We start from the raw sequence: 19,637 nt of genomic DNA on the forward strand, positions 1-19,637 counted from the left end.
GGCATATCCAACAATACGCGCCCCGGTAACGGCGGGGGACCGGCGTTGCTTACTGGGGCGCTCCCCGCCAAGGGGAACCGCCTGTTGGGCCCGCGGCTCGGGAGGGATGCGGAATGCGTTTCGCGCGCCGACTCGCACCAACCGCCGGCTCTCTGGGGCGCCCTGCGCCGCCGCCTGTCTCCTTCATGGCCTTTGCTTCCAAAATATCGCAAATATTCTATCACGCCCCGAGGCTAAAGTCAAGGGCGGGACCCTGTATTTCCTCTTGACAAGCGGCCAACGCAATCGTGTATAATTTTTTGAAGAGAAAGAAAACGAGAGGAGCTTTATCGAGAGATGGACACCCTAAAAAGAAGAAGGGCCAAAAGCCTGGACATGACCCAGGGCAGCCCCATCCGGCTGCTGGTGCTGTTCGCCATCCCCATGCTCATCGGCAGCGTATTCCAGCAGATGTACAACATGACGGACACTGTGGTGGTGGGCCGGTTTGTCAGTGTGGAGGCATTGGCCGCCATAGGGGCCACGGGCTCCACCACCTCCCTGTTGATGATGCTGGGCCAGGGCCTGACCAACGCCGTCTCGGTGGTAATCGCCCAGGCGGAGGGCGCCGGCCGCCGTGCTGGACGAGGCCGTGGCCATGATCCGCACCGAGGCCTGTTTCTTCTGGGCCCTGGGGGCCATTTGGGCCGTGAACTCCGCCCTGCGGGGCATGGGCCTGGTAAAAGCCGCCCTGGTGTCCAGCGTGGTGGAGCTGGTTTGCAAGATCGGGGTCTCCATCCTGCTGCCCCTGTCCATCGGCTCCCTGGGCATCTGGTTTGCGGCCCCATCCGGCTGGGTGCTAGGGCTGATCCCCTCGGTATTCTATCTGTCCCGCTGGTTCAGCCGCCACGGAAAAGGGGGCGCATAAGGCCCCGGCGCGAAAAGCCGCCCGTTCCCCCAGGGGGAGCGGGCGGCTTTTGCCTTGTAACAGTTTGGAAAAATTATCTCTGGAAATTGCCCTGGCCGTAGAGCAGCTGGATGAACAGGCCGCCCTGCACGGTGCGGTTCTGGAACTCCCGGTGCTTGGCCTGCCAGGCGTCCTCCGTTTCAAACCAATCCCCCAGGGGGATGCGGTTGGGCATGTTGTCATAGGCGTCCCACAGGTGGGAGACCATGGTCTCGAAGTCCTTCTTGTCTTTCATCATAGAGGCCACCCACACCAGCCAATCGGACTTGGTGTAGCCCGCACGGTTGTCCAGGGGCATGCCGTAGGGGTTCAGGCGGGTCAGATAGGATTCCAGCTCCTTGTCCCAGGTGCTCTCCGGGAAAATGCGCAGGCCCAGCAGCCTGTCCCACACGGCGTTGTACTTCATGCTGAAGGTGCCGGGCTGGTCGAAAGCAAGACGGTAGGTGCCGTCACCCTCAGCGGCCTTTTCCACCCAAACTTGGGCCATGGAGCGGGCCTCTTCCATCCACTCCTCGCCCTGGGCCTCTTCCCCACGGCGCTTCAGCAGCAGGCCGTAGGCCGCCACCCCCAGGATGGCCTTGATGGACAGGTTGCAGTTGTGGGCCAGGTGTCCGGCGAAGTCATCGGTGCACAGCTGGTTCTCCGGGTCCAGACCGTTGCCCCGCAGGTAGTTGGCCCAGGTGGTCAGCAAGTCCCAAGACTCGTTGGCGAAGCCCATGTCCCCGCTGGCCACAGTGGCGGCGGCGGTCATCAAGAGCATGTTGCCGCACTCCTCCACCGGCATCTGGTCCTTGGGGTCGGTGCCGTTGGAATACACCTGCCCGTTGAGAAGAGGGAACTGGCCGGCGTCGTGGGGGGCAAAGTCAAAGGGCCACTCCGGGCTGGCGGCATAGCGGGTCAGGGGGCGCATCATGCCAAAGACCAGCTGGGGGCAGTACCGCAGGAACAGGGGGATGGAGGGGTAGCTCACATCCGCTGTGGCGGCGCAGCCGTTGGAGAAGCACTCCTTAGAGATAAACAGCAGTTTCCCCTCCGGGTCCTCGCAGAGGGTGTGGGCACCGATCACCTGGCGGTAGGCGGTGAGCAGCAGCTCGGCGTACTGTCCGCCGCCCGCCTCTGTGGCCTCCGCCTCTAACTGGCGAGAGAATTCCTCGCACCGGCGGTCGATCTCCTGGTACTCCGCGAAGGAGAGCTCCAGCAGGCCGGAGAGAGTTTCCCGTTCCTTTTTCCAGTAGGGCTCCAAGTTCTGGCCAAAGTACTGGATGGCGAACACCTCGTCGTAGGCCAGGGCGAAGAGGACCTCTTTGCCCTCTTCCAGGGGGATCTGAGCCTGGATGGCGGTGCGGCCGTTCTCTTCCCGCACAGAGGTGGTGCCAGCGGGCTCCACGGCCAAATAGAGGCGGCCCCAGTCGATGCGCACATCGTCGCCAGAGCGGTTTAAAGGCTGTTGGACACCGCTGCTCAGCGTGACGGCCTCATAGCCCTTCCCCACGGCCTCGCCGGACTCCACGGGGCACTGGCCGGCGTAGTCCAGGCAGAGGGCCTCATCCGCCAGCAGGGTGGCGGAACAGGCAGGCAGCGGGCGGCCATGACGGCCCTGGGCTTTCAGGGACACATAGGTCACCGGCCGGGCCAAGACTTTCAAATCGTCCAGCAGAAGGGGGGATGTGAATTTCACCGTCAGGGCGGCCTCTGGGCTCTCCATCACATAGGTGGTGGAGCAGGCCTTCACCTCCACAGAACGCATCCGCATGGGGAGGGCGTCTGTCTTGCCCAAAAAGCCGTACTCCCTCTTCCCCACTTGCAGCAGGCCGCAGAGGGGCTGGGAGGCGCCGGTCCAATGGCAGGTGGGCGTGCGGTTGGGCACATCATCCATGGACCAGAGATTGAAATAGGGGGTATGTGTCACCAAGGGCACAGCGGGATAGCGAAGTTTCATAGTTATACAACACCTCGAAAAAAAGTTTCGCCCCCATGATAGCAGGAACCCGCTCAAAAAGAAAGAGGGTTTCGAAAAATTTTCTTTCTTTCCTTTTAGATTTTTCCGCGAAAAGGCCTTGCTTTTTTTTCGCGCAGGCAGTATAATGATATCTGCTTTTCCAAGCCATGCCGGTGTGATGGAATTGGCAGACGTAGTGGACTCAAAATCCACCGGTGGCGACACCGTGCCGGTTCGAGTCCGGCCACCGGCACCAGCGGCAAGCTGCCGCTCCCAAGCCGCGCACCTCACGTTGTGGGGTGCGTTTTCTTTTTTTGCTGCGCTTGTAGCGGGTAGCTATTTTGTCATCTCTGCCAGGTCCGCACCCCGGGCAAGCCGCGAACTTCACCTTTGTGGAGTGCGTTCCTTTTTTGCCCGCGTTTCCCATTGGCGGCTATTCTGCCTCCTTAACCCCGGCTGAGCCTGGCTCTGCCGGCAGCAAGCGGTTTCCCATGTTTTTGAGCTGGTATGGGTGGGACCGTTCTTTTCCCACAGCGAGGTATTGGCGCTAAAACCCGGGTTTCTTGCCGCAGTGCAAACCCTTGGTGGAAAAGCCGCTCTTGATAAAAGCAGCGCTATCTTTACACCTATCATGTAAAAATTAGAGGGAGGGAAAAGCAGATGTTTCAAACCGCACCGGGAGTGACCATCCCCTTTCCAGAGAAAATCCAAGAACAATTTCAAGTTTATGAAGGGCAGTTGATTCGCGCCAATATCAGCTTTGAAAAACTGAGGCCCATACTTACTGAATTTTATCAAAGCCTGCCTGAGCCCTTGTTTTTTGTGCTGCAAATGCCCCTCTCTATACAAGAAGAACGACAACTTGGGTGTGACGAAATTCTGCATCAAGAGGTATGCTATCTTGACGGGCAGACGCGGGAGCAAATGGACTCCATCTTTCGTTCCTATGGACAGATCTTGTTGGAAGACGGGATGTCCCAATTCGCAATTGCATCCCATGCCAGTCATGAGGAAGTATTCATTCAAAAGTACAAACTGGCGGATTTCTATTCTCCGTCGCCGCGCCGTTTCATCCCCCTCCTACAGCGTTATGGGCTTACGGAAACCAGCCATCTTTTCACGGTATGGGATACTTTTTCACAAGAGACCCCCGGTGAGTGCAGGCGTATTGCACGGGAAGAGTTGGACGTCTATGCCATAGCGGAGCGGCTAAAGGAGAAAGGCTTGTACCGAGCAAAAATCATAGAAGATTGATCAAGGTACCTTGTGGACAACGCCCCTTAAGGTGAGCCCGGATGCAGAGATTGCGGAGGGACTTACCGCAAATGATTTGAACAATAGTGAGATTGAGCCGTGGATTCAAGGGCAAGACCTTATAGAATAACAGAGAAAGACTATTATTCCCTTTATCACTCACGGGGGAAATGGCTTTTCCCAGGCAATCCAGCAGTTTGCAGCCTGGCGCCGCCATAATCAAGGACGGCCCCTCCATTTCCCGTAAGAGTGTGCCTGACGCACGGGCGGACGTTACGGAATAGGTCGCAGGGCCGAGCCTGTCAGACACTTGCCCTTGCAGGCAATAAATGGCTTGCAGGGTAAAAAATAGGGAAGCGCTGGAGCGCTCCCCTATGCGGCAGATTCCCCAATTGTGCTGCTGTCCACCCAGGCGTAGAGGCGGGGGTGAATCCTTGAGAAGAGAGCGCCTGTGCGGTTCCTCCCTATTGGTTATTACTGCAAGCAGCCAAAGAAAGAACCAGAGCGGAAGAAAGAAGGATTGCTGCTATTCTGTTTATGTTTAAGGGCTCCTTTTCTAAAAGTTAATCAATTCTCTTACCCATCTGATAGGCTTCCTCCATGGCGGGATTGCCCTGAATATCGCCTAGCTGCCAGGCGCCCGCACCATAGATGACTCCCATTTCCTTTGCTCCAGGCAGACATTCCAAGTAACCGCGCAACCCGTCAATCGTTCGTTCCATGGCGGCCTTTCCAGCGGCAGCGGTGGCGATGAGATAAAACTCTTTGTTTTCCAGCCCCGGCTTTTGAGCGCCACCCAAGGTTCGGTCAATCATAGTTTTCATCTGGGCGCACATGGTATAGAAATAGACGGGAGTTGCCAGTACAATCACATCGGCGGCCCGCATCTTTTCCAAGAGCTGAGCCATATCGTCCTGCTTTACGCAACGGCCGGTTTGTTTGCAGGCATAGCAGGCGGAACAATATTCAATGTTCAGCTGGGCCAGGGCCATGACAAGGCTTAATATTTTTTTCATAAGAGCACCTCCTTCTTATAAGCACTCGCAGAGGATCTCGTGAATTTCCTCTCTGCTCAATTCACGGGGATTGCACTTGATGATGTTGCAGGTTTCCGCCACTTTCCGAAGAATGTCCGGAGTGATCTCCACCTTGGACTGCAGCTGCCCCATTTTGACAGGCAGGCCGCACTCCTGGATAAAGGCGGTCAGGGCCTCCAGTCCTTCTTCCGCCGTATCCTGGTCAAAGACTTCTTTAGCAAAACGGGCGAATTTTTTGGGGGCGTCTTTCAAAATGTGCCGGTAATAGGCGGGATGGATGACAGCCAGGCCCTGGCCGTGGTTGCAGTCAGTATAGGCCCCCAGCTGGTGTTCGATCTGGTGGGCCTGGAAGTCGGTAAGACGGCCCACTTTGAGAATACCATTCTCTGCCATAGCGGAATCCCACATGAGATTGCTGCGAGCCTGCATATCATCAATGTTTACAAGCAACCGGCGCATGTTCACCACTGTGTTTTTCATAATGGCCAAGGCAACGTCATCGGACGCATTGTCTTGGTCGGAGTTGCCAAAGTAGGTCTCCATAGCATGACTTAGGGTGTCGAAGGCGCCGGAGAGCACCTGGATGGGCGGGACCGTGGAGGTATAGGCGGGGTCGAGAATGGCGAAGGAGGCGCAACTGCCCACAATGGGGCCTTTCCACAGCTTCTCCTCATAGGTGATGACCGCGCCGCTGTTCATCTCCGCGCCGGTTCCCGAGGCGGTAACCACCGCACCCATGGGGATGCCTGCTGTGGGGAATTTGCCCTGCTGGTACTCCATCTGCCAGATGTCCTCCTCCAGCATAGCTTGGGCAGAGATGACTTTACAGCAGTCAATGACGCTGCCGCCGCCCACGGCCAAAATAAAGTCTACCTGGCGTTCCCGCGCCAGCTTTGCCCCCTCCTGGACCTTGGCGTAGGTGGGGTTGGGCATAATGCCGGGAAAGTCCACCACCTCTTTGCCTGCGGCGGCCAGCAGGCCCTTTAGTTCATCGTAAACGCCGCTGCGCTTTACAGAGCCGCCGCCATAGGCCAGCATGGCCGTCTTTCCCACCCTGGGGAGTTCCTGCCCCAGAGCATCCGCCGCAACACCCCCTCCAAAGTAAACTTTCGTGGGATAAGAATAGGTAAATTTGTTCATAGTGATTTTCTCCTTTTCAGTTTGCATCACAAATGGTTTTCTGCTATAATCAGGTAGTTTCCACCGCTTGTTACTATCGATTATAATTTCCGGTTGCTACAACCGGTCAAGGTTTTTTTCAAAAAAGTTCTTGAATTTTTTGTGAAGAAGGGGAATGCATCCATGATGTACACCATGATGCAGGTATGCAAGGAGACGGACATGACCTATCAGGCGTTGAAATTTTATTGCAACGAGGGCTTGGTGCCCAACGTGAAACGGGATAAAAACAACCGGCGGGTGTTTGATGAGCGGGATGTGAAGTGGATTAAGGATCTTGTTTGTCTGAAAAAATGCGGCATGAGCATTCAGGAAATGAAAGAATATCTGGAACTGTGTTTGCAGGGAGAGTCCTCTATCCCCCAGAGAAAAGAAATGCTGGCCGAAAAGCAAAAGGCGCTGCGCGCAACCATCCAAGAGTTGGAGGACAGCGTGGCCTACATCGACTGGAAGCAAAACTTCTACGATGAGGTGCTTTCTGGCAAGCGCCCTTATGTGAGCAATCTCATCCGAGCTGAGGAATAACACAGGAGTCATAGGGAAAAAGGGATGCCCTCTTGGAAGAAGGCAACAAACAAAGCCCTTTCTGCCAGAATACTGACAGAAAGGGCTTTGTCATATCAAGTTTTTGGTACTGGCGCTTCATTCAGTGCCTGGCTAAGTTGGACGCCCAAATTCTCCGCTAGAAACCACGCTCAAGCATGTTTCACCATCTTTAGGTTTTCCATCCACACCTTATTTTTCAACGCTTTCGCGCAGGTATACGCCTCCTGCCAGTGCCGACTATAAAAAGCATTTCTCTTCTCATATTCCTTCAAGCGCTCTACAATGCAAAAAGCCCCCGGCCAGTTCAAGTCCTGTATCCACATGAACAGCTCAAACAAGTAGGGAAATAATTCCAAGTCCTCCTTTTCAGAAATAATAAGGGCGCAGTTGTCCCACACATTTTTATTGTTTTTATCATCACATGGCTGCAAAAAAACATTAAAGGCTTTGACCTGTCGGGCAAGCCGCAATCCCTCCGCTTGCTCTTCCTCGCTTCTATTCCAGTCCAACAGCTCCATGATGTAATCAATATCCACCATTTTTTATCATCCTTCCCACTTGAGAACAACGGATTTAACCGCTTGTGTCCATTTCGAGCTTGAGCCGGCATCAATCCAATCCTGCATCGTTCCACCAACTGGCCACACACCCACATGATTGGGCTTGTCCTGCATCACATTGGTTTTCTACCAGTTTCCCCAATTATGATAGTGTTGCTTCAGCAGTACCGTGACATCATCAGGCAGCAGCGGAACAAGCTCCCGATTATCCAGCAGCTCGGATAAATAATCCTGCCACATCGAACCTTCATGCCTATCCATTTTCTTTGACTGGATAACCGCATCTTCAAAAGGCTTCTTTAATTTCTCTCCTGAGAGCGTTTTCAGCCTCTCAGCAATAGTCACCGCACCAGGCCAATTCAGATCTTGCAGCCATTGTAACAACTCCGTTAAGTATGGCTCTAGCTGTGTGTCTGTTTTTTCTGAAAGGATCGCCGCACATTGTTCCCAAACAGAGGGTTCTGCGGGGGGTTGAATAAGTAGCGAGAGATCTTTCACTTTCCGCGCTAATTCTTTTCCTTGTGCCTGGATTGCAGAAGGTGCCTTCCAATTCAACATTTGATAGACCATGGCAATATCAGTCAATCTATTTCACCTCCCCACTTGATGACAACCGATTTTATTGCACGAGTCCATACCGATGAAGAGCCTGCATTATGCCAATCCTCTAGAGTGCCTCCTACGGGAAACACACTAACGTGGTTCACGCCATCTCTTACAGCATATACAATTCCCGTTGCGTTTATTTCATCAATCGTAGTCCTTGCCGCACCCAGTTTTGGTATTGTAGAGAACGACAAACCCGTACCTGTTGTTGATGCCAATTTTACATCACGACTACTTGGTGTCAAATTACCGGGATTTATCCCACCATACCTATAGATGTAGACCGTATTGTCCCTTTCTTTAGGGATAACCTGTTCTTTGGCTTTTTCCTGATAATCCGTTTTAGGTTTCGCAGAGAATGACTCAACGGAATTATTCCATCCTTCCTGGATTACAGGAAGAGCCACAGCAGTAACTATTGCAGTCACAGCGGTTACTACGGCAAGACCAAGCAGTACAAGAAGATCATCCACAAGCGCGAAATGTCCAGTCGGGTCGCTATAACAGACCGGATTGTTCCCACAGTAGGCAAACATATTGTAGCCAAGCAGGCCATCGCCTGTGGAGGTAAAGCTGTCCGCGTTGATAAAACGGGAGACCACAGGGTCATAGTAGCGGCTTTGCAGGTAGTAGAAACCCGTCTCGGTATCGTAGTAGTACCCGCGGTACCGCAGAGGGTTGATCTCTGCCAAGCTGCCGCTGGAGGAAATGAGCTTGCCCCAGGCGTCATCTTCCATTCTATTATATCGTCTCTTATTCCAAAAGGCCAGTAGTAAGAGGAGGAAAGCGCCGTGATTTTTCATCTTTGATTTATCCCTTGCGCTGCGGCCTTGGAGGCCCCTGTGGAGGAGCCAAAGATAAAAAAGCAAGAGAGCGCGGAGCGAACCAGCACTCCCCTGTTTTCCAGTGGTATTCCTGATAGAGCAGCAATACATTGGCGGGCGCAACGCCAAAGGCTTCCGGAAAGCTGCCGGAACACAGCAAAAATGGCTCCCTTGCGGGAGCCATTCCTGTGTGTGCTATGTTCTTTTTATTTGGCCACGTTCTGGTAGAAGTTTGCCATAATGCTGGCCGCCTGGGCACGGATAGTGCTGCCCTTGGGGTCGATGGTGCCGTTCTCATGGCCGTTGATCAGGCTCTTGCCGTTGGCCCAGCTCATGGCAGTCTCCGCCCAGCTGCTGATGGAAGCAGCGTCCGGGAACTGGGTCAAATCGCCAGCAGCCGTCAGGTCGTAGCCCTTGAAGCGGGCGTACTTGTACAGCATCACAGCGAACTGCTCACGGGTCACGTTGCTGTCAGGATCGTACAGACCGCCGCCAATGCCCGCCACCACACTGTTCTGGGCGGCCCAGGTGATAGCGTCCACGGCCCAATGGCCAGAGGTCACGTCGGTAAAGGTAGAATCGCCGGTCACAGTGGGCTTGCCTTCCAGGTTGTAGAACAACTGGGCAGCCATAGCCCGGTCCAGCAGCATGCCAGGCTCAAAGGTGGTCTCGCCGGTGCCGGCCATGATGCCGTTCTCGTATACATAGGCCACGGCGTCATAGAACCAGTCGTCCCCTTCCGTCACGTCCGTGAAGGGCCAGGTGGGCTCTTCCGGCTCGGAGGGTGTGCCGCCGCCGGGGGTGGAGGGTGTACCAACTTCGCCTGTCACGGGGTTCCAAACCAAATTCCCAACCAAATAATCACTGATGTTGTTCTCATACGTACCGCCAGAGATGGAGAGGTCCACGCCGTTCACATCTGTTGTTCCATCCTGTTGCTTTGCCACGGAGACGGAACCAGCAAAGGTGCCGCCGGAAATGGAAGCAGATTGTCCATCCCCGTTGCCTTTAGAATTTTCAATATACAGAGACTTCTCTTCCCCGATATCTCCATCAGTCATCGTAAAGGTGCCGCCAATAGCGGAAGAGGTACTGTTATCCAGATTGATGCCACCCCAAAGGTTGCCGCTGGTGGTCAGGCCGTTGACGGTCAAATTCGAGCCCAGCGAGGTAACGCCATAGGTAGAACAGTTCTTGACTTCCACGTTTTCCAAAGTCACAGTCGTGCGGTTGTTTTCACTACCATTAGCTGTGAAAACATTGATGCCGGAACGAGGCGCACTCCCAGTAGTCGAACTGACTTCCCCTGTGACACCACCATCAATGGTTAAATCCCGGATAATGACATTTGCGCCATCCATTACATTGATGACATGATATTCACCACGAGTATCCCCACTGTTCAGAACATAATGCTCCCCCGCAGTGATGGTCTTGCCGTTGCCGTCCAACGTGATGTCTTTTGTGATATTGACAGCTCCTTGGCCGGAAGAAATGCCTGTTTCAGGCGCATCCAAGGTAAAATCTTTTACCAGCCGAATAGTATCGCCGTCATTGGCCGCGGAAATAGCGGCTGCCAAATCCGTATAGGTTACGGCAGTGGTTTCGTTGATTGCGACAATCTCAGATTCATCATTCTGATCTTTTTCATTGAAGATTGTGCCAGTTGCACCAGCATCTGAAGAGTCATCTATGTTTCCACTGACAGTAGAATCACCCAGAATTGCTGTAGAACCTTCACTGGTATTGCTTACATTGCCATTGATAGTTGTATCACGAATGGTCAAGCCAGTCTTGCTCTGGTTTGTCACATTACCGCTTACGGTAGTGTTGGAGATGGTCAGAGAAGTGTTTCCGCCATCTTGCGTGGTTGTGCTTGTGGTCAGATTGGAAACCTTGACAACGTCTCCGCTAATTTCTGCTCCTTCCGTTCCATCCACCGTGACAGTGATTGCCAAATCATCATATCCCATGGAATTGTCACTCATGTTTTTGTCGGAGACCACAATGGCAGGTTTCGTTCCCTCGTCTTCGGCAGTGTTGGTAACCACGGCATCGCCAGAGATATGAACATTAACATTTCCCACATAACCGCTGCTAGCTTTACCGACAACAATAGCACCCTGGGTGCCACCACTGCCGCCTGCAATGAGGTCCGAGTCATCTCCTACCGTAGTACCGATAATTTGTCCACCGGTAATGTTCAACTCGCCAGCACAAATACGAATTGCTTGTCCGCCGGAAATGGTACCGCCGGAAATATTTGAAATACCTACCGCAGGCAAGTAAAGCGCACAGCCGTCATCTGTTTCAGAGTTCACATTATCTCTGCCATGAATCGTTCCACCTTCAATATCCAGCGTAAAGCCCGCAAACTGGCCGCTGCTGGCATTGGTTCCAATGGCCATACTGGCAGTGATTTCTGCATCACCTGAAATGGTAACCAACATCAAATCGTTTCTTGTCTCCGTTCCGCTTGCGTTTAACCCTGTCCCAGGAACACCAGCCCCCTGGATATACATACCATAAGCATCGCTCTCCAGGGTACCACCTCGGATTTCGCAAACAACCTCTTTATTGTTAGCGAAAGAGTCCTTGGTTACAGCATTTACAACGCAATATCCCCATTTGGAATTATCAGTAGTTTCCCCAACAACAGCTTGTGTTGAAGTGGCCTCTATCTTGCCAGACTCCATGATGAATGTGCCATTGTTCAAAATGCCTCTAGCGTTGTCCACAGAAAGCGAACCAACCCCACCAGAGGAGCTATCCCGCAGGGTTAGCGAAGCGCCTTCATCAATGCGGAACAGATAAGCCAAAGCGTCCGCATTGCTCACAAGATCCCCGGAATTTGAAATTGTAAATCCGTTCAAATCCAACGTAAGGCTTCCCGTTACCTCATAGCTAGAGCTCAGCTCCACATTCTCCGTAAGCGTGATCACGCCATCAACGGGTGTTGGTAACTCTGTTGACTCCGCACTGGCCGCAACAGGGACCATTGCCAGCACGAGAACCAATGCCAGCAACACGGACATGAGTTTTTTCATCTGTGTTTCCTCCTTTGCGCATCACATAGATAGATCCTGTTGGGTTCCCAACAGGAGAAGGGGCATGCCCCTTCTTTGAATTTCTTGTCTGGATTATAACACATAATTTTATTTATGTCTATTTTTGCAAGTAAAAAATCCGGACTGTTTTTCGCCAAACCAGCCAATTCCCTCTAGGAACCTGCCGCGGGCATGGAAAAGCCTCCGGATGGGTGTTCTCACACTTACGCAGGATTTCGTGGCGCGCAGGAACGCCTCACCCACGGGGCGCCCTCTCCCCTTTCACAAAACATGGACAAATTCCCGCCAAACCAATTGACAATTCCATGCACTGTGCAGTATTCTTTTCTTATGCGGCGGAAAAGAATTCCGATCTACCGAGGAGGGATATTGTATGAGGAAAAAGCACTGCCGCCTGGCAGCCCTGCTATTAGCGGTACTCCTGTGCCTGACGGCCCTGCCGGTGAGCGCCAGCGCCGCTGGGGACGCCATGAGCCTGGATCAAGTTAAGGCACTGATGAACGCGGAGCCGCTCTACCCCCAAAAAACGGGCTACGTGGAGCTGGACCGGATGCTGGAAGAACTGGTGGCCCCTTACAGAGGGAAAGATACCTACACCACCCTGAAGGGCCTGTACGAATGGACTGTAAACAACATCGACTACAGCTGGAACGGGTACTCGCAGAACTACGCCCCGGCCTACGACTGCTTCACGCTGACCTACGACTTGACCTATGAGACCGGCCTTCCCCAGGCCTATCCCATCGACATGATCTATCGTGCCTATCACATGCTGACAGCCCGCACCGGCGTGTGCTACGACTGGGGCATCCTTTTCGCGGTGATGGCCCGGTATGTGGGGGTGGAGAGCTACGTTCACACGGGCATCCTGCGCATCGGCACCTGGACGGGCCACCACGGCTGGACCGAGCTGCGGCTGGGCGGGAAGAACTACATCTTCGACGGCCAGCAGGACTGGCGCTCCAAAGGGATTTACGGCTACATCCTCTACGACCATTTTGGCATCTCCATGGACAACGCTTGGCGCTACCAGCAGGAGACATCCGCCAATGGCCCCCGGGACGCCAGCATGCTCCCCGTGGACGCGCCCCGGGTGCGTGTTGCCAATGTGACGGTGATCCCTTCCCGCTCTGGGCAGGTGGAGGGCGGCGGCACGTGTGTGGGGGGCGAAGAGACCACCCTCTCCTCTGCGGGCGACCTGCCCGTGGTGGGGTGGTACTCTCCCAACAGGGTGCTCCTCAGCCAGGAGCCATCCTACACCTTGACCCCCACAGGCGACACCCGCATCTATGCGCTGTTTGAGGGGGACCGCTTTGTGGATCTGCGGGGAGACGCTTGGTATTTGGAGGACGTGATGCAGGCAGCCGATCTGGGAATCGTCTCTGGCGTATCGGAGGCCTTCTTCGAGCCCTCTGGCACGATGGACCGGGCCATGTTCGCCACCGTGCTGTACAAGGCGGCAGGCGGAGAAGATGCCTCGCCGGAGTCTCTGCCCTTTGAGGACATCCGCCCTGAGGACTGGTACGCGGAAGCCGTGAGCTGGGCCTATGACAACGGAGTGGTTCAGGGCATTTCCGACACGGAGTTTGCCCCTCAGTCCCGTGTCACCCGTGAGCAGGCCGCCACCATGATGATCCAATACCTAGAAAGCCAAGGGGTGTTCTCCGAAGCGGAAGAACCGGATTTCACCGATGCGGACCAAATCAGCGCCTATGCGCGAGCGCCCCTGGCCAAGGCACAGGACCTGGGCATTCTTGCCGGCTACACAGACGGCACCGTGGGCCCTCAAAACACCCTCACCCGTGCCGAAGGTGTAACACTGCTGATGAACATGCTCTCCTGCTTGGAGGCAGCGTAAGCGATACAGCAAATAGAAAGAGGGGCCTTATGGCAGAGAAGCATAAAGAAGTATTGTAAAAATACTGACCTATGCCAAGTAAACGGGAAATAAGAAAGCTCTATGTGAATGGGTGAACCATTTGCATAGAATTTGCATCTTTGTGAAATAAAGCCGGCCTAGGCTTCTACGGAAATAACCAAGCGCCCCTGTCCATCACAGACAGGGGCGCTTGGTTATTTTATATGGAGGGATTTACACGCCTTCCCCACACTGCTTAGAACAGGGCGGCTGAAAAGCTGTCACTTTGTCGATGAGGAAGGAAGACAGCGTAACAGTAACCAGGGAAAAGGCGATACGGGTGATTGGAATGTATGAAAGGGAGAGCAGCAGCACCGTCAGGTCGGTGAAGAGGTAGGCAAAGGAAAGCCGCCACCGAGTTACCTTGGAGATCACCAAGGCGAGGGCGTCATCCCCGCCGGAAGAGCCTCCCTGCCGCACAATAAGCCCCACGCCCACACCCACGAACAAGCCGCCCAGCACGGACGCTGCCAGGGGATGATCGGACAGATCCGGCAGCATGGGCGGGAATTGTTCCCAGAGCTTGTAGAACAGGGACACACAGGCTGTGGACAGCACAGAGGTGCGGATAAAGGAAAACCCCAGGTATTTGAAGGCCAGCAGATAGCAGGCCACGTCCAGCACAGGGGTGATGTAAGCCGGGGAAAAGCCCAGCCAATGCTCCACCAGCAGCATGGCGCCAATGACGCCCCCTTCTGTGATACCGGTCCGCTGGTGGATATTGTGAATTCCAAAGGTGGCTATGGCAGCCCCAAGAACAATGAAACACAGGCTTTTCCAGGTGAGCCCTTCCAAAAGTTTGGATTTTATTCGGGAGAAAAATGGCACAGTAACGCCTCCTTGCAAAATTCCCTTGCTAAGGCTATAATAAGGGATATAGTAACTATATTGTCAAGGGGTTTTTATGGACGAGCTTTTTTCCATTGGGGAACTGTCCCATTATCAAAACATCTCCAAGCAGACACTGATCTTCTATGATAAAACGGGGCTGTTTAAGCCCGCTTATGTGGACCCCCAGAACGGCTACCGTTATTACAGCGCTGCCCAACTGGATGAACTGGACACCATTCTTATCCTGAAAAAAAGCGGCCTTTCCCTGCAAAAAATCCGGGAACTGCTGGAACACTACACCACCAAGAGCAGCCTTTCCACCTTGCGGCAGCAGCTCTCTGTCATCGACGGACAGATGCGGGAGCTGCGGCATATCCGCGGCAGGCTGGCCCAGCGGTGCGACCTATTGGAGGAAGCCCAGCTCCACCGGGACGAGGCAGTGGCCCTGGAGGAAGCGCCTTTGCGGTACATTCTCTACCGGCCGGTGCAGTCCCCCGGCTCCCTGCGGGAGGTGAGCATCTCCACCAAGCAATGCTTCGCTGAGGCATTCCAGCGTGGGGTACCCATCTTTTTTCAAAGCGGGGTCATCGTGCCCCGGGAGAACATTTTGAGCCAGCGGTATACCCAGGCCTCCACCGCCTTTTTAACCACCGACCGGACGGACCGGGCCCAAAACCTGCGCCAGCTCCCTCCCGGAAAGTGCGTGTCCACCTATCATGTGGGGGACTACCCTTCCATCGGCCGCTCCTACGAACGCCTGCTGGATTATTGCAGGAAACACAGGCTGCGGCTGATTTCGGATTCCTACGAATTCTGCGTCAACGACTACATCACCACCCAAGTTGAAAGCGAATATATCACGAAGATCCTGTTTTATATCCAGCCGCTCCGCTGACAGGAGGGTTGTCCCCCGTCAGGGGGACATAAAAAAGCCGCCCTTGGGCGGCTTTTTTCATCCTATACGGGGATAGCCTTATACGTTCCCCGGCCGGAGGGCCAGGGTGCGGGCGATGTTCTCCATAGCCAGGGCCAGGTTCTCCCGGGCGTGGTGGCGGCTCTCGGAGAAGGGCTGGGCCGCCCGGTTGACGCTGAACACGGCGGAAAGCCCCTGGTCGTACATGGGCTCAAACCCGGGGCCTATCTGCCCCACCACGGCGATCACCGGCACGCCGGCCCGTTTGGCACGGCCGCATACCCCGGAGACCACCTTGCCCCGCAGGCTTTGAAAGTCAATCTTCCCCTCCCCGGTGAACACCAGGTCCGCGGAGGGAAGGCGCTTATCAAAGCCCAGGGTGTCCAGCACCACGTCGATGCCCATGCGCAGCCGGGCCCCGCAGAAGGCCGCCATGCCGAAGCCCAAGCCCCCCGCTGCCCCGGCCCCGGGCATCTGGGACAGGTCCCGCCCCAGGCACCGGCCGGCCACCTGGCCCAGATGGCGCAGCCCTTGGTCCAGGCGCTCTACCATGGGATCATCCGCGCCCTTTTGGGGGGCGAACACATAGGCTGCCCCATTCTCCCCATACAGGGGGTTGTCAATGTCGCACATGGCCACCAGCTCCACCCCCTCCAGGGCCTTGGCCACGGGGGTGCAGTCCAGGGCGGCAATCTCCTGCAAAGTGCCGCCGGTGGGCAGGAACTCCGTGCCGTCCTGCCGGGTGAACTTGGCCCCCAGAGCCGCGGCAGCGCCCACGCCTCCATCGTTGGTGCAGCTGCCCCCCAGGCCCAGGATGACTTTCCGCCGCCCCCGGCGAATCGCGTCTAAAATCAGCTCTCCTACGCCGTAGGTGGTGGCCCGCTCCGGGTCCAGGCGGCCCTCCGCCAGAGGGAGACCGGCGCAGGCGGCCATCTCGAGGACAGCGGTTTCCCCATCAGGAAGGAGGCCGTAAAAGCCCCGTACCTGCTCTCCGAAGGGCCCAGTGACGGGGAGTTCCACCCGCTCTCCCCCAGCCGCGGCCAAAAAGGCCTCTACACTGCCCTCTCCCCCATCGGCCACGGGCAGGCTGGTGATGTCCGCCTCTGGGAAAACGAGGTGGAGCTGCTCCGCCATGGTCTCACACACCTGGCGGGAGGTCAAAGTGCCTTTGAAGGAATCGGGCACCAAAAGGATTTGCTTCATGGGCACATTCTCCTTTCAGGAAAGACGGTCACAGCTTCAGCTTCGTCCAATTGCCCTTGCGGAACCGGAAGAAGGTGAGCAGGAACCGCACCAGCTGATCCAGGGCGGTGCCCAGCCATGCGCCCATCAAGCCCAGGCCGATGGGGTAGCACAGCAGCCAGCTGGCACCGGGACGGATAAACGTGACGCTGATGAAGGAGACCAGCGCTGTAAACTTGGTGTCTCCCGCACCGCGCAGGCAGCCGAACTGCACCACCTGTTCAATCTGCATAAACAGCACTACGCTGAGAATGCGCATAATCATGGCGCCGTAATCCAGGATGACGGGGTCGTTGGAGTAGAGGAGGAAAATCTCTTTGCCAAAGAAAAAGTAGATAAAGCCCATCACACAGGCGCAGCACAGGCCCAGCCGCTGGCACACGCTGCCGTAGATCTTGGCCATGTCCGGCCGCTGGCGTCCCAGGCTTTGACCGATAAGGGTGATAGCCGCCACGGAGAGGCCATCTCCGAAGGAGAAGGACATGCTCATCATATTGCTGCCGATCTGGTGGGCAGCCAGCTCTGTGGTGCCCAGACGGGCCACTGTCATGGAGAACAGCAAAAAGCCGATGCGCAGGCACACCTGTTCCACCAAAGAGCTGGACCACACGTTGCCGATGGACTTCACGCTCTGCCGCTCTGGCAGCCACCCCTTAACCGAGCGCAGGTTGATAAAGCTGTCCTTCCGCAGGACAGAGGCGATGCTCAGGGCACAGGCGCACACCGTGCCCAGCACGGTGGCGATGGCAGCGCCCCGCACCCCCAGCTCTGGAAAGCCCAGGTTGCCGCCGATGAGCAGGTAGTTGAAGATGACATTGACCACATTGGAGATCAGGTTGGTGACCATGGCAATGCGGGTGTTCCCCGCCCCCCGCTGGGCGGCGTTCAGCACCAGGCTGACGGTGTTGAACACCTGGCCTCCCATGATGATCTGCAAATACTCCACCGCATATTCGTGGGTGTCTGGCTGAGAGCCCACCAGCCGCACTATGGGGCCGGCAAAGGCAACGAATACGGCGCTGGTGAGGGCCGTCATTCCCAAAGTGATGAGCAGGCACATGCGCACCACCCGGTTGGCGCTTTCCCGGTCTCCGGCGCCTTTGCGGCGGGCCACAATGGCCGAAACAGCCACGTTCAGCGAAAGGAAGAGGGCCAGGCCCAGCATCTTGGGCTGGATGGTCAGCCCCACAGCAGCAATGGCATAGGACCCCATGGTCCCCACCATGATCGTATCCACCATGCCGGCCAGGTTGACAAAAAAGGACTCCAGCACAGAGGGCCAGGCCACCGCAAGAGTGGTCTTTAAAATCTCCCGGCTAGGAGGGATGTCCCCCATCTCCATGCCTTTGCAGACCTTTGCGGGATTGATAAATCGCACCGTTCTCCACTCCTCAAAATAGTTGATATTGCAACAATTGTACCATGTTCTGCCTAGGTTTGCAAGGCAGCGGCACATTTTTTATTGAAAAAAGAGGAAAAACCGCACAAAGCAAAGGGCCCCGGCAAATTGCCGGGGCCCTTTGGGCCTCATTCTCCAAACAGATCTTTCAGCTTTCCAAAAAAGCTTCTGCGCTTTTGATAATTCTTCTCATCGCTGGCTTTGTCCAGCTCACCAAGGAGTTCCTTTTGGCGCTTAGAAAGGTTCCGAGGCACCTCTACTGTGACCTGGACGTATTGGTCCCCCCGCATCCGGGTATTCAGCCCCTGGATGCCCTTGCCCTTCAGGCGGAACACATCGCCCGGCTGGGTGCCCTCATGGACGTGGTAGCTGACCTTGCCGTCCAGGGTGGGCACCTCCACGTCAGCGCCCAAGGCAGCCTGGGTGAAGGTGATGGGCATTTCGCACCAGACATCGTTGCCGCGGCGCTCGAAAATGGGGTGCGGCCGCACGGAGATATACACATGCAGATCCCCGGCAGGCCCACCGTTCGATCCCGCGTTGCCATGGCCCCCCACATTTAAAATCTGCTCGTCATCAATACCCGCCGGCACTGTGATTTCCAGGCTTTTCCGGCGGCGGACCTTGCCTTTGCCTCCGCAGGTTTTGCAGGGGGTTTCCACCACCTTGCCCGTGCCGCCGCAGCGGTCACAGGTCTGGGTGGACTGCACTACGCCGAAAGGCGTGCGCTGGCTGATGCGCACCTGCCCTGTGCCGTGGCAGTGCTCACAGGTCTTGGGGCTGGTGCCTGCCGCAGCGCCGGTGCCATGGCAGTCGGCGCAGTCCTCAATCTGAGAGTAAGTGACGGTCTTCTTGCAGCCTTTGGCGGCCTCTTCAAAGGAGATGGCGATGTTGGCCTGCACATCACTGCCCCGCCGGGGGGCATTGGGGTTCTGACGGCGCCCGCCGCCAAAGCCACCGCCGAAGAAGCTGTCGAAGATATCGGTAAAATCGAAGCCCGCGCCTTGGAAGGGGTTTCCTCCCGCCGCGCCGCCGCCGAAATTGGGGTCCACCCCCGCGTGGCCGAATTGATCGTAGCGCGCCCGCTTCTCCTGGTCGGAGAGAACCTCGTAGGCCTCGTTGACCTCTTTGAACTTGGACTCCGCATCCTTGTCCCCGGGGTTCAGGTCCGGGTGATACTTTTTAGCCAGCTTCCGGTATGCCTTTTTGATCTCGTCCTCGCTGGCCCCCTTGGCCACGCCCAGAACCTCGTAGTAATCCCGTTTATCCGCCATGTTCCATCACTCCCAAACAGCAGGCTCGCTGCTTTTCTCACGCAAAATTCGCAAAATTTCCAGGGGCCCTTCCAGCCCCAACACCCAAAGACGCGAGGACG

The 19,637-nt window shown here is 55.8% G+C and carries 17 protein-coding genes and 1 tRNA gene; 6 read left to right on the plus strand and 12 right to left on the minus strand.

The annotated features are described in order from the left end of the window. Positions 1-326 precede the first annotated feature (326 nt). Positions 327-572, minus strand: coding sequence for a hypothetical protein (locus tag ODJ80_RS07005; protein ID WP_263041535.1), 246 nt, complete (start codon positions 570-572; stop codon positions 327-329). Here ODJ80_RS07005 and ODJ80_RS07010 point away from each other — a divergent pair. Next, a complete protein-coding gene (locus ODJ80_RS07010; RefSeq protein WP_263041533.1) occupies positions 460-1,008 on the plus strand; it encodes an MATE family efflux transporter in 549 nt (182 codons plus the stop codon). The two genes, ODJ80_RS07005 and ODJ80_RS07010, sit on opposite strands and share 113 nt — an antisense overlap. Here ODJ80_RS07010 and ODJ80_RS07015 read toward each other — a convergent pair. Then, the gene (locus tag ODJ80_RS07015) at positions 981-2,885 is read right to left on the minus strand and encodes a glutaminase domain-containing protein (RefSeq protein WP_263041506.1); all 1,905 of its coding nucleotides are present in this window, start codon (positions 2,883-2,885) and stop codon (positions 981-983) included. The genes ODJ80_RS07010 and ODJ80_RS07015 overlap by 28 nt on opposite strands. Positions 2,886-3,054: 169 nt before the next feature. Between ODJ80_RS07015 and ODJ80_RS07020 the strand changes: the two genes are divergently transcribed. Next, positions 3,055-3,141: transfer RNA gene (locus tag ODJ80_RS07020), tRNA-Leu, on the plus strand. A 404-nt stretch (positions 3,142-3,545) separates the two neighbouring features. Further along, the gene (locus ODJ80_RS07025; RefSeq protein ID WP_263041507.1) at positions 3,546-4,139 is read left to right on the plus strand and encodes a hypothetical protein; all 594 of its coding nucleotides are present in this window, start codon (positions 3,546-3,548) and stop codon (positions 4,137-4,139) included. A gap of 563 nt (positions 4,140-4,702) precedes the next feature. On the opposite strand, the gene ODJ80_RS07030 is transcribed toward ODJ80_RS07025, so the two are convergent. Next, entirely contained in the window at positions 4,703-5,155 is a 453-nt protein-coding gene (locus ODJ80_RS07030; protein WP_263041508.1) for a flavodoxin family protein, read from the minus strand. A gap of 15 nt (positions 5,156-5,170) precedes the next feature. Further along, complete coding sequence (locus ODJ80_RS07035; protein ID WP_263041509.1) at positions 5,171-6,316, minus strand: iron-containing alcohol dehydrogenase; 1,146 nt, start codon at positions 6,314-6,316, stop codon at positions 5,171-5,173. A gap of 165 nt (positions 6,317-6,481) precedes the next feature. Between ODJ80_RS07035 and ODJ80_RS07040 the strand changes: the two genes are divergently transcribed. Beyond that, entirely contained in the window at positions 6,482-6,880 is a 399-nt protein-coding gene (locus ODJ80_RS07040; RefSeq protein ID WP_263041534.1) for a MerR family transcriptional regulator, read from the plus strand. A gap of 170 nt (positions 6,881-7,050) precedes the next feature. Here the strand turns inward: ODJ80_RS07040 and ODJ80_RS07045 are convergent, their stop codons facing one another. From ODJ80_RS07045 to ODJ80_RS07060, 4 genes are all read right to left on the minus strand, one after another. Then, positions 7,051-7,440 carry a DUF5071 domain-containing protein gene (locus tag ODJ80_RS07045; RefSeq protein WP_263041510.1) on the minus strand — a complete coding sequence of 130 codons (390 nt, stop codon included), beginning with the start codon at positions 7,438-7,440 and terminating at the stop codon, positions 7,051-7,053. A 147-nt stretch (positions 7,441-7,587) separates the two neighbouring features. Further along, positions 7,588-8,046 carry a DUF5071 domain-containing protein gene (locus tag ODJ80_RS07050; protein WP_263041511.1) on the minus strand — a complete coding sequence of 153 codons (459 nt, stop codon included), beginning with the start codon at positions 8,044-8,046 and terminating at the stop codon, positions 7,588-7,590. Further along, complete coding sequence (locus ODJ80_RS07055; protein ID WP_263041512.1) at positions 8,043-8,804, minus strand: RHS repeat-associated core domain-containing protein; 762 nt, start codon at positions 8,802-8,804, stop codon at positions 8,043-8,045. Before ODJ80_RS07055 ends, ODJ80_RS07050 begins: the two co-directional genes overlap by 4 nt. A gap of 293 nt (positions 8,805-9,097) precedes the next feature. Then, a complete protein-coding gene (locus tag ODJ80_RS07060; RefSeq protein WP_263041513.1) occupies positions 9,098-11,938 on the minus strand; it encodes an S-layer homology domain-containing protein in 2,841 nt (946 codons plus the stop codon). A 394-nt stretch (positions 11,939-12,332) separates the two neighbouring features. Between ODJ80_RS07060 and ODJ80_RS07065 the strand changes: the two genes are divergently transcribed. Further along, entirely contained in the window at positions 12,333-13,817 is a 1,485-nt protein-coding gene (locus ODJ80_RS07065; protein WP_263041514.1) for an S-layer homology domain-containing protein, read from the plus strand. A gap of 234 nt (positions 13,818-14,051) precedes the next feature. On the opposite strand, the gene ODJ80_RS07070 is transcribed toward ODJ80_RS07065, so the two are convergent. After that, positions 14,052-14,705 (minus strand): YitT family protein, encoded by a 654-nt coding sequence (locus ODJ80_RS07070; RefSeq protein ID WP_263041515.1) that lies wholly within the window; start codon positions 14,703-14,705, stop codon positions 14,052-14,054. A 76-nt stretch (positions 14,706-14,781) separates the two neighbouring features. Between ODJ80_RS07070 and ODJ80_RS07075 the strand changes: the two genes are divergently transcribed. Continuing rightward, entirely contained in the window at positions 14,782-15,603 is an 822-nt protein-coding gene (locus ODJ80_RS07075) for a MerR family transcriptional regulator (protein WP_178864043.1), read from the plus strand. Positions 15,604-15,681: 78 nt separating this feature from the next. Here the strand turns inward: ODJ80_RS07075 and ODJ80_RS07080 are convergent, their stop codons facing one another. The 3 genes from ODJ80_RS07080 to dnaJ form a co-directional block, all read right to left on the minus strand. Next, positions 15,682-16,824, minus strand: coding sequence for a glycerate kinase family protein (locus tag ODJ80_RS07080; protein ID WP_263041516.1), 1,143 nt, complete (start codon positions 16,822-16,824; stop codon positions 15,682-15,684). A 28-nt stretch (positions 16,825-16,852) separates the two neighbouring features. Further along, positions 16,853-18,205 (minus strand): MATE family efflux transporter, encoded by a 1,353-nt coding sequence (locus ODJ80_RS07085; protein ID WP_263041517.1) that lies wholly within the window; start codon positions 18,203-18,205, stop codon positions 16,853-16,855. 185 nt (positions 18,206-18,390) lie between these two features. Further along, positions 18,391-19,536, minus strand: coding sequence for a molecular chaperone DnaJ (gene dnaJ, locus ODJ80_RS07090; protein ID WP_263041518.1), 1,146 nt, complete (start codon positions 19,534-19,536; stop codon positions 18,391-18,393). Between the last annotated feature and the right edge of the window lie 101 nt (positions 19,537-19,637).

This window comes from Acutalibacter sp. LFL-21 (genome assembly GCF_025630755.1).
Classification (GTDB): domain Bacteria; phylum Bacillota; class Clostridia; order Oscillospirales; family Acutalibacteraceae; genus Acutalibacter; species Acutalibacter stercoravium.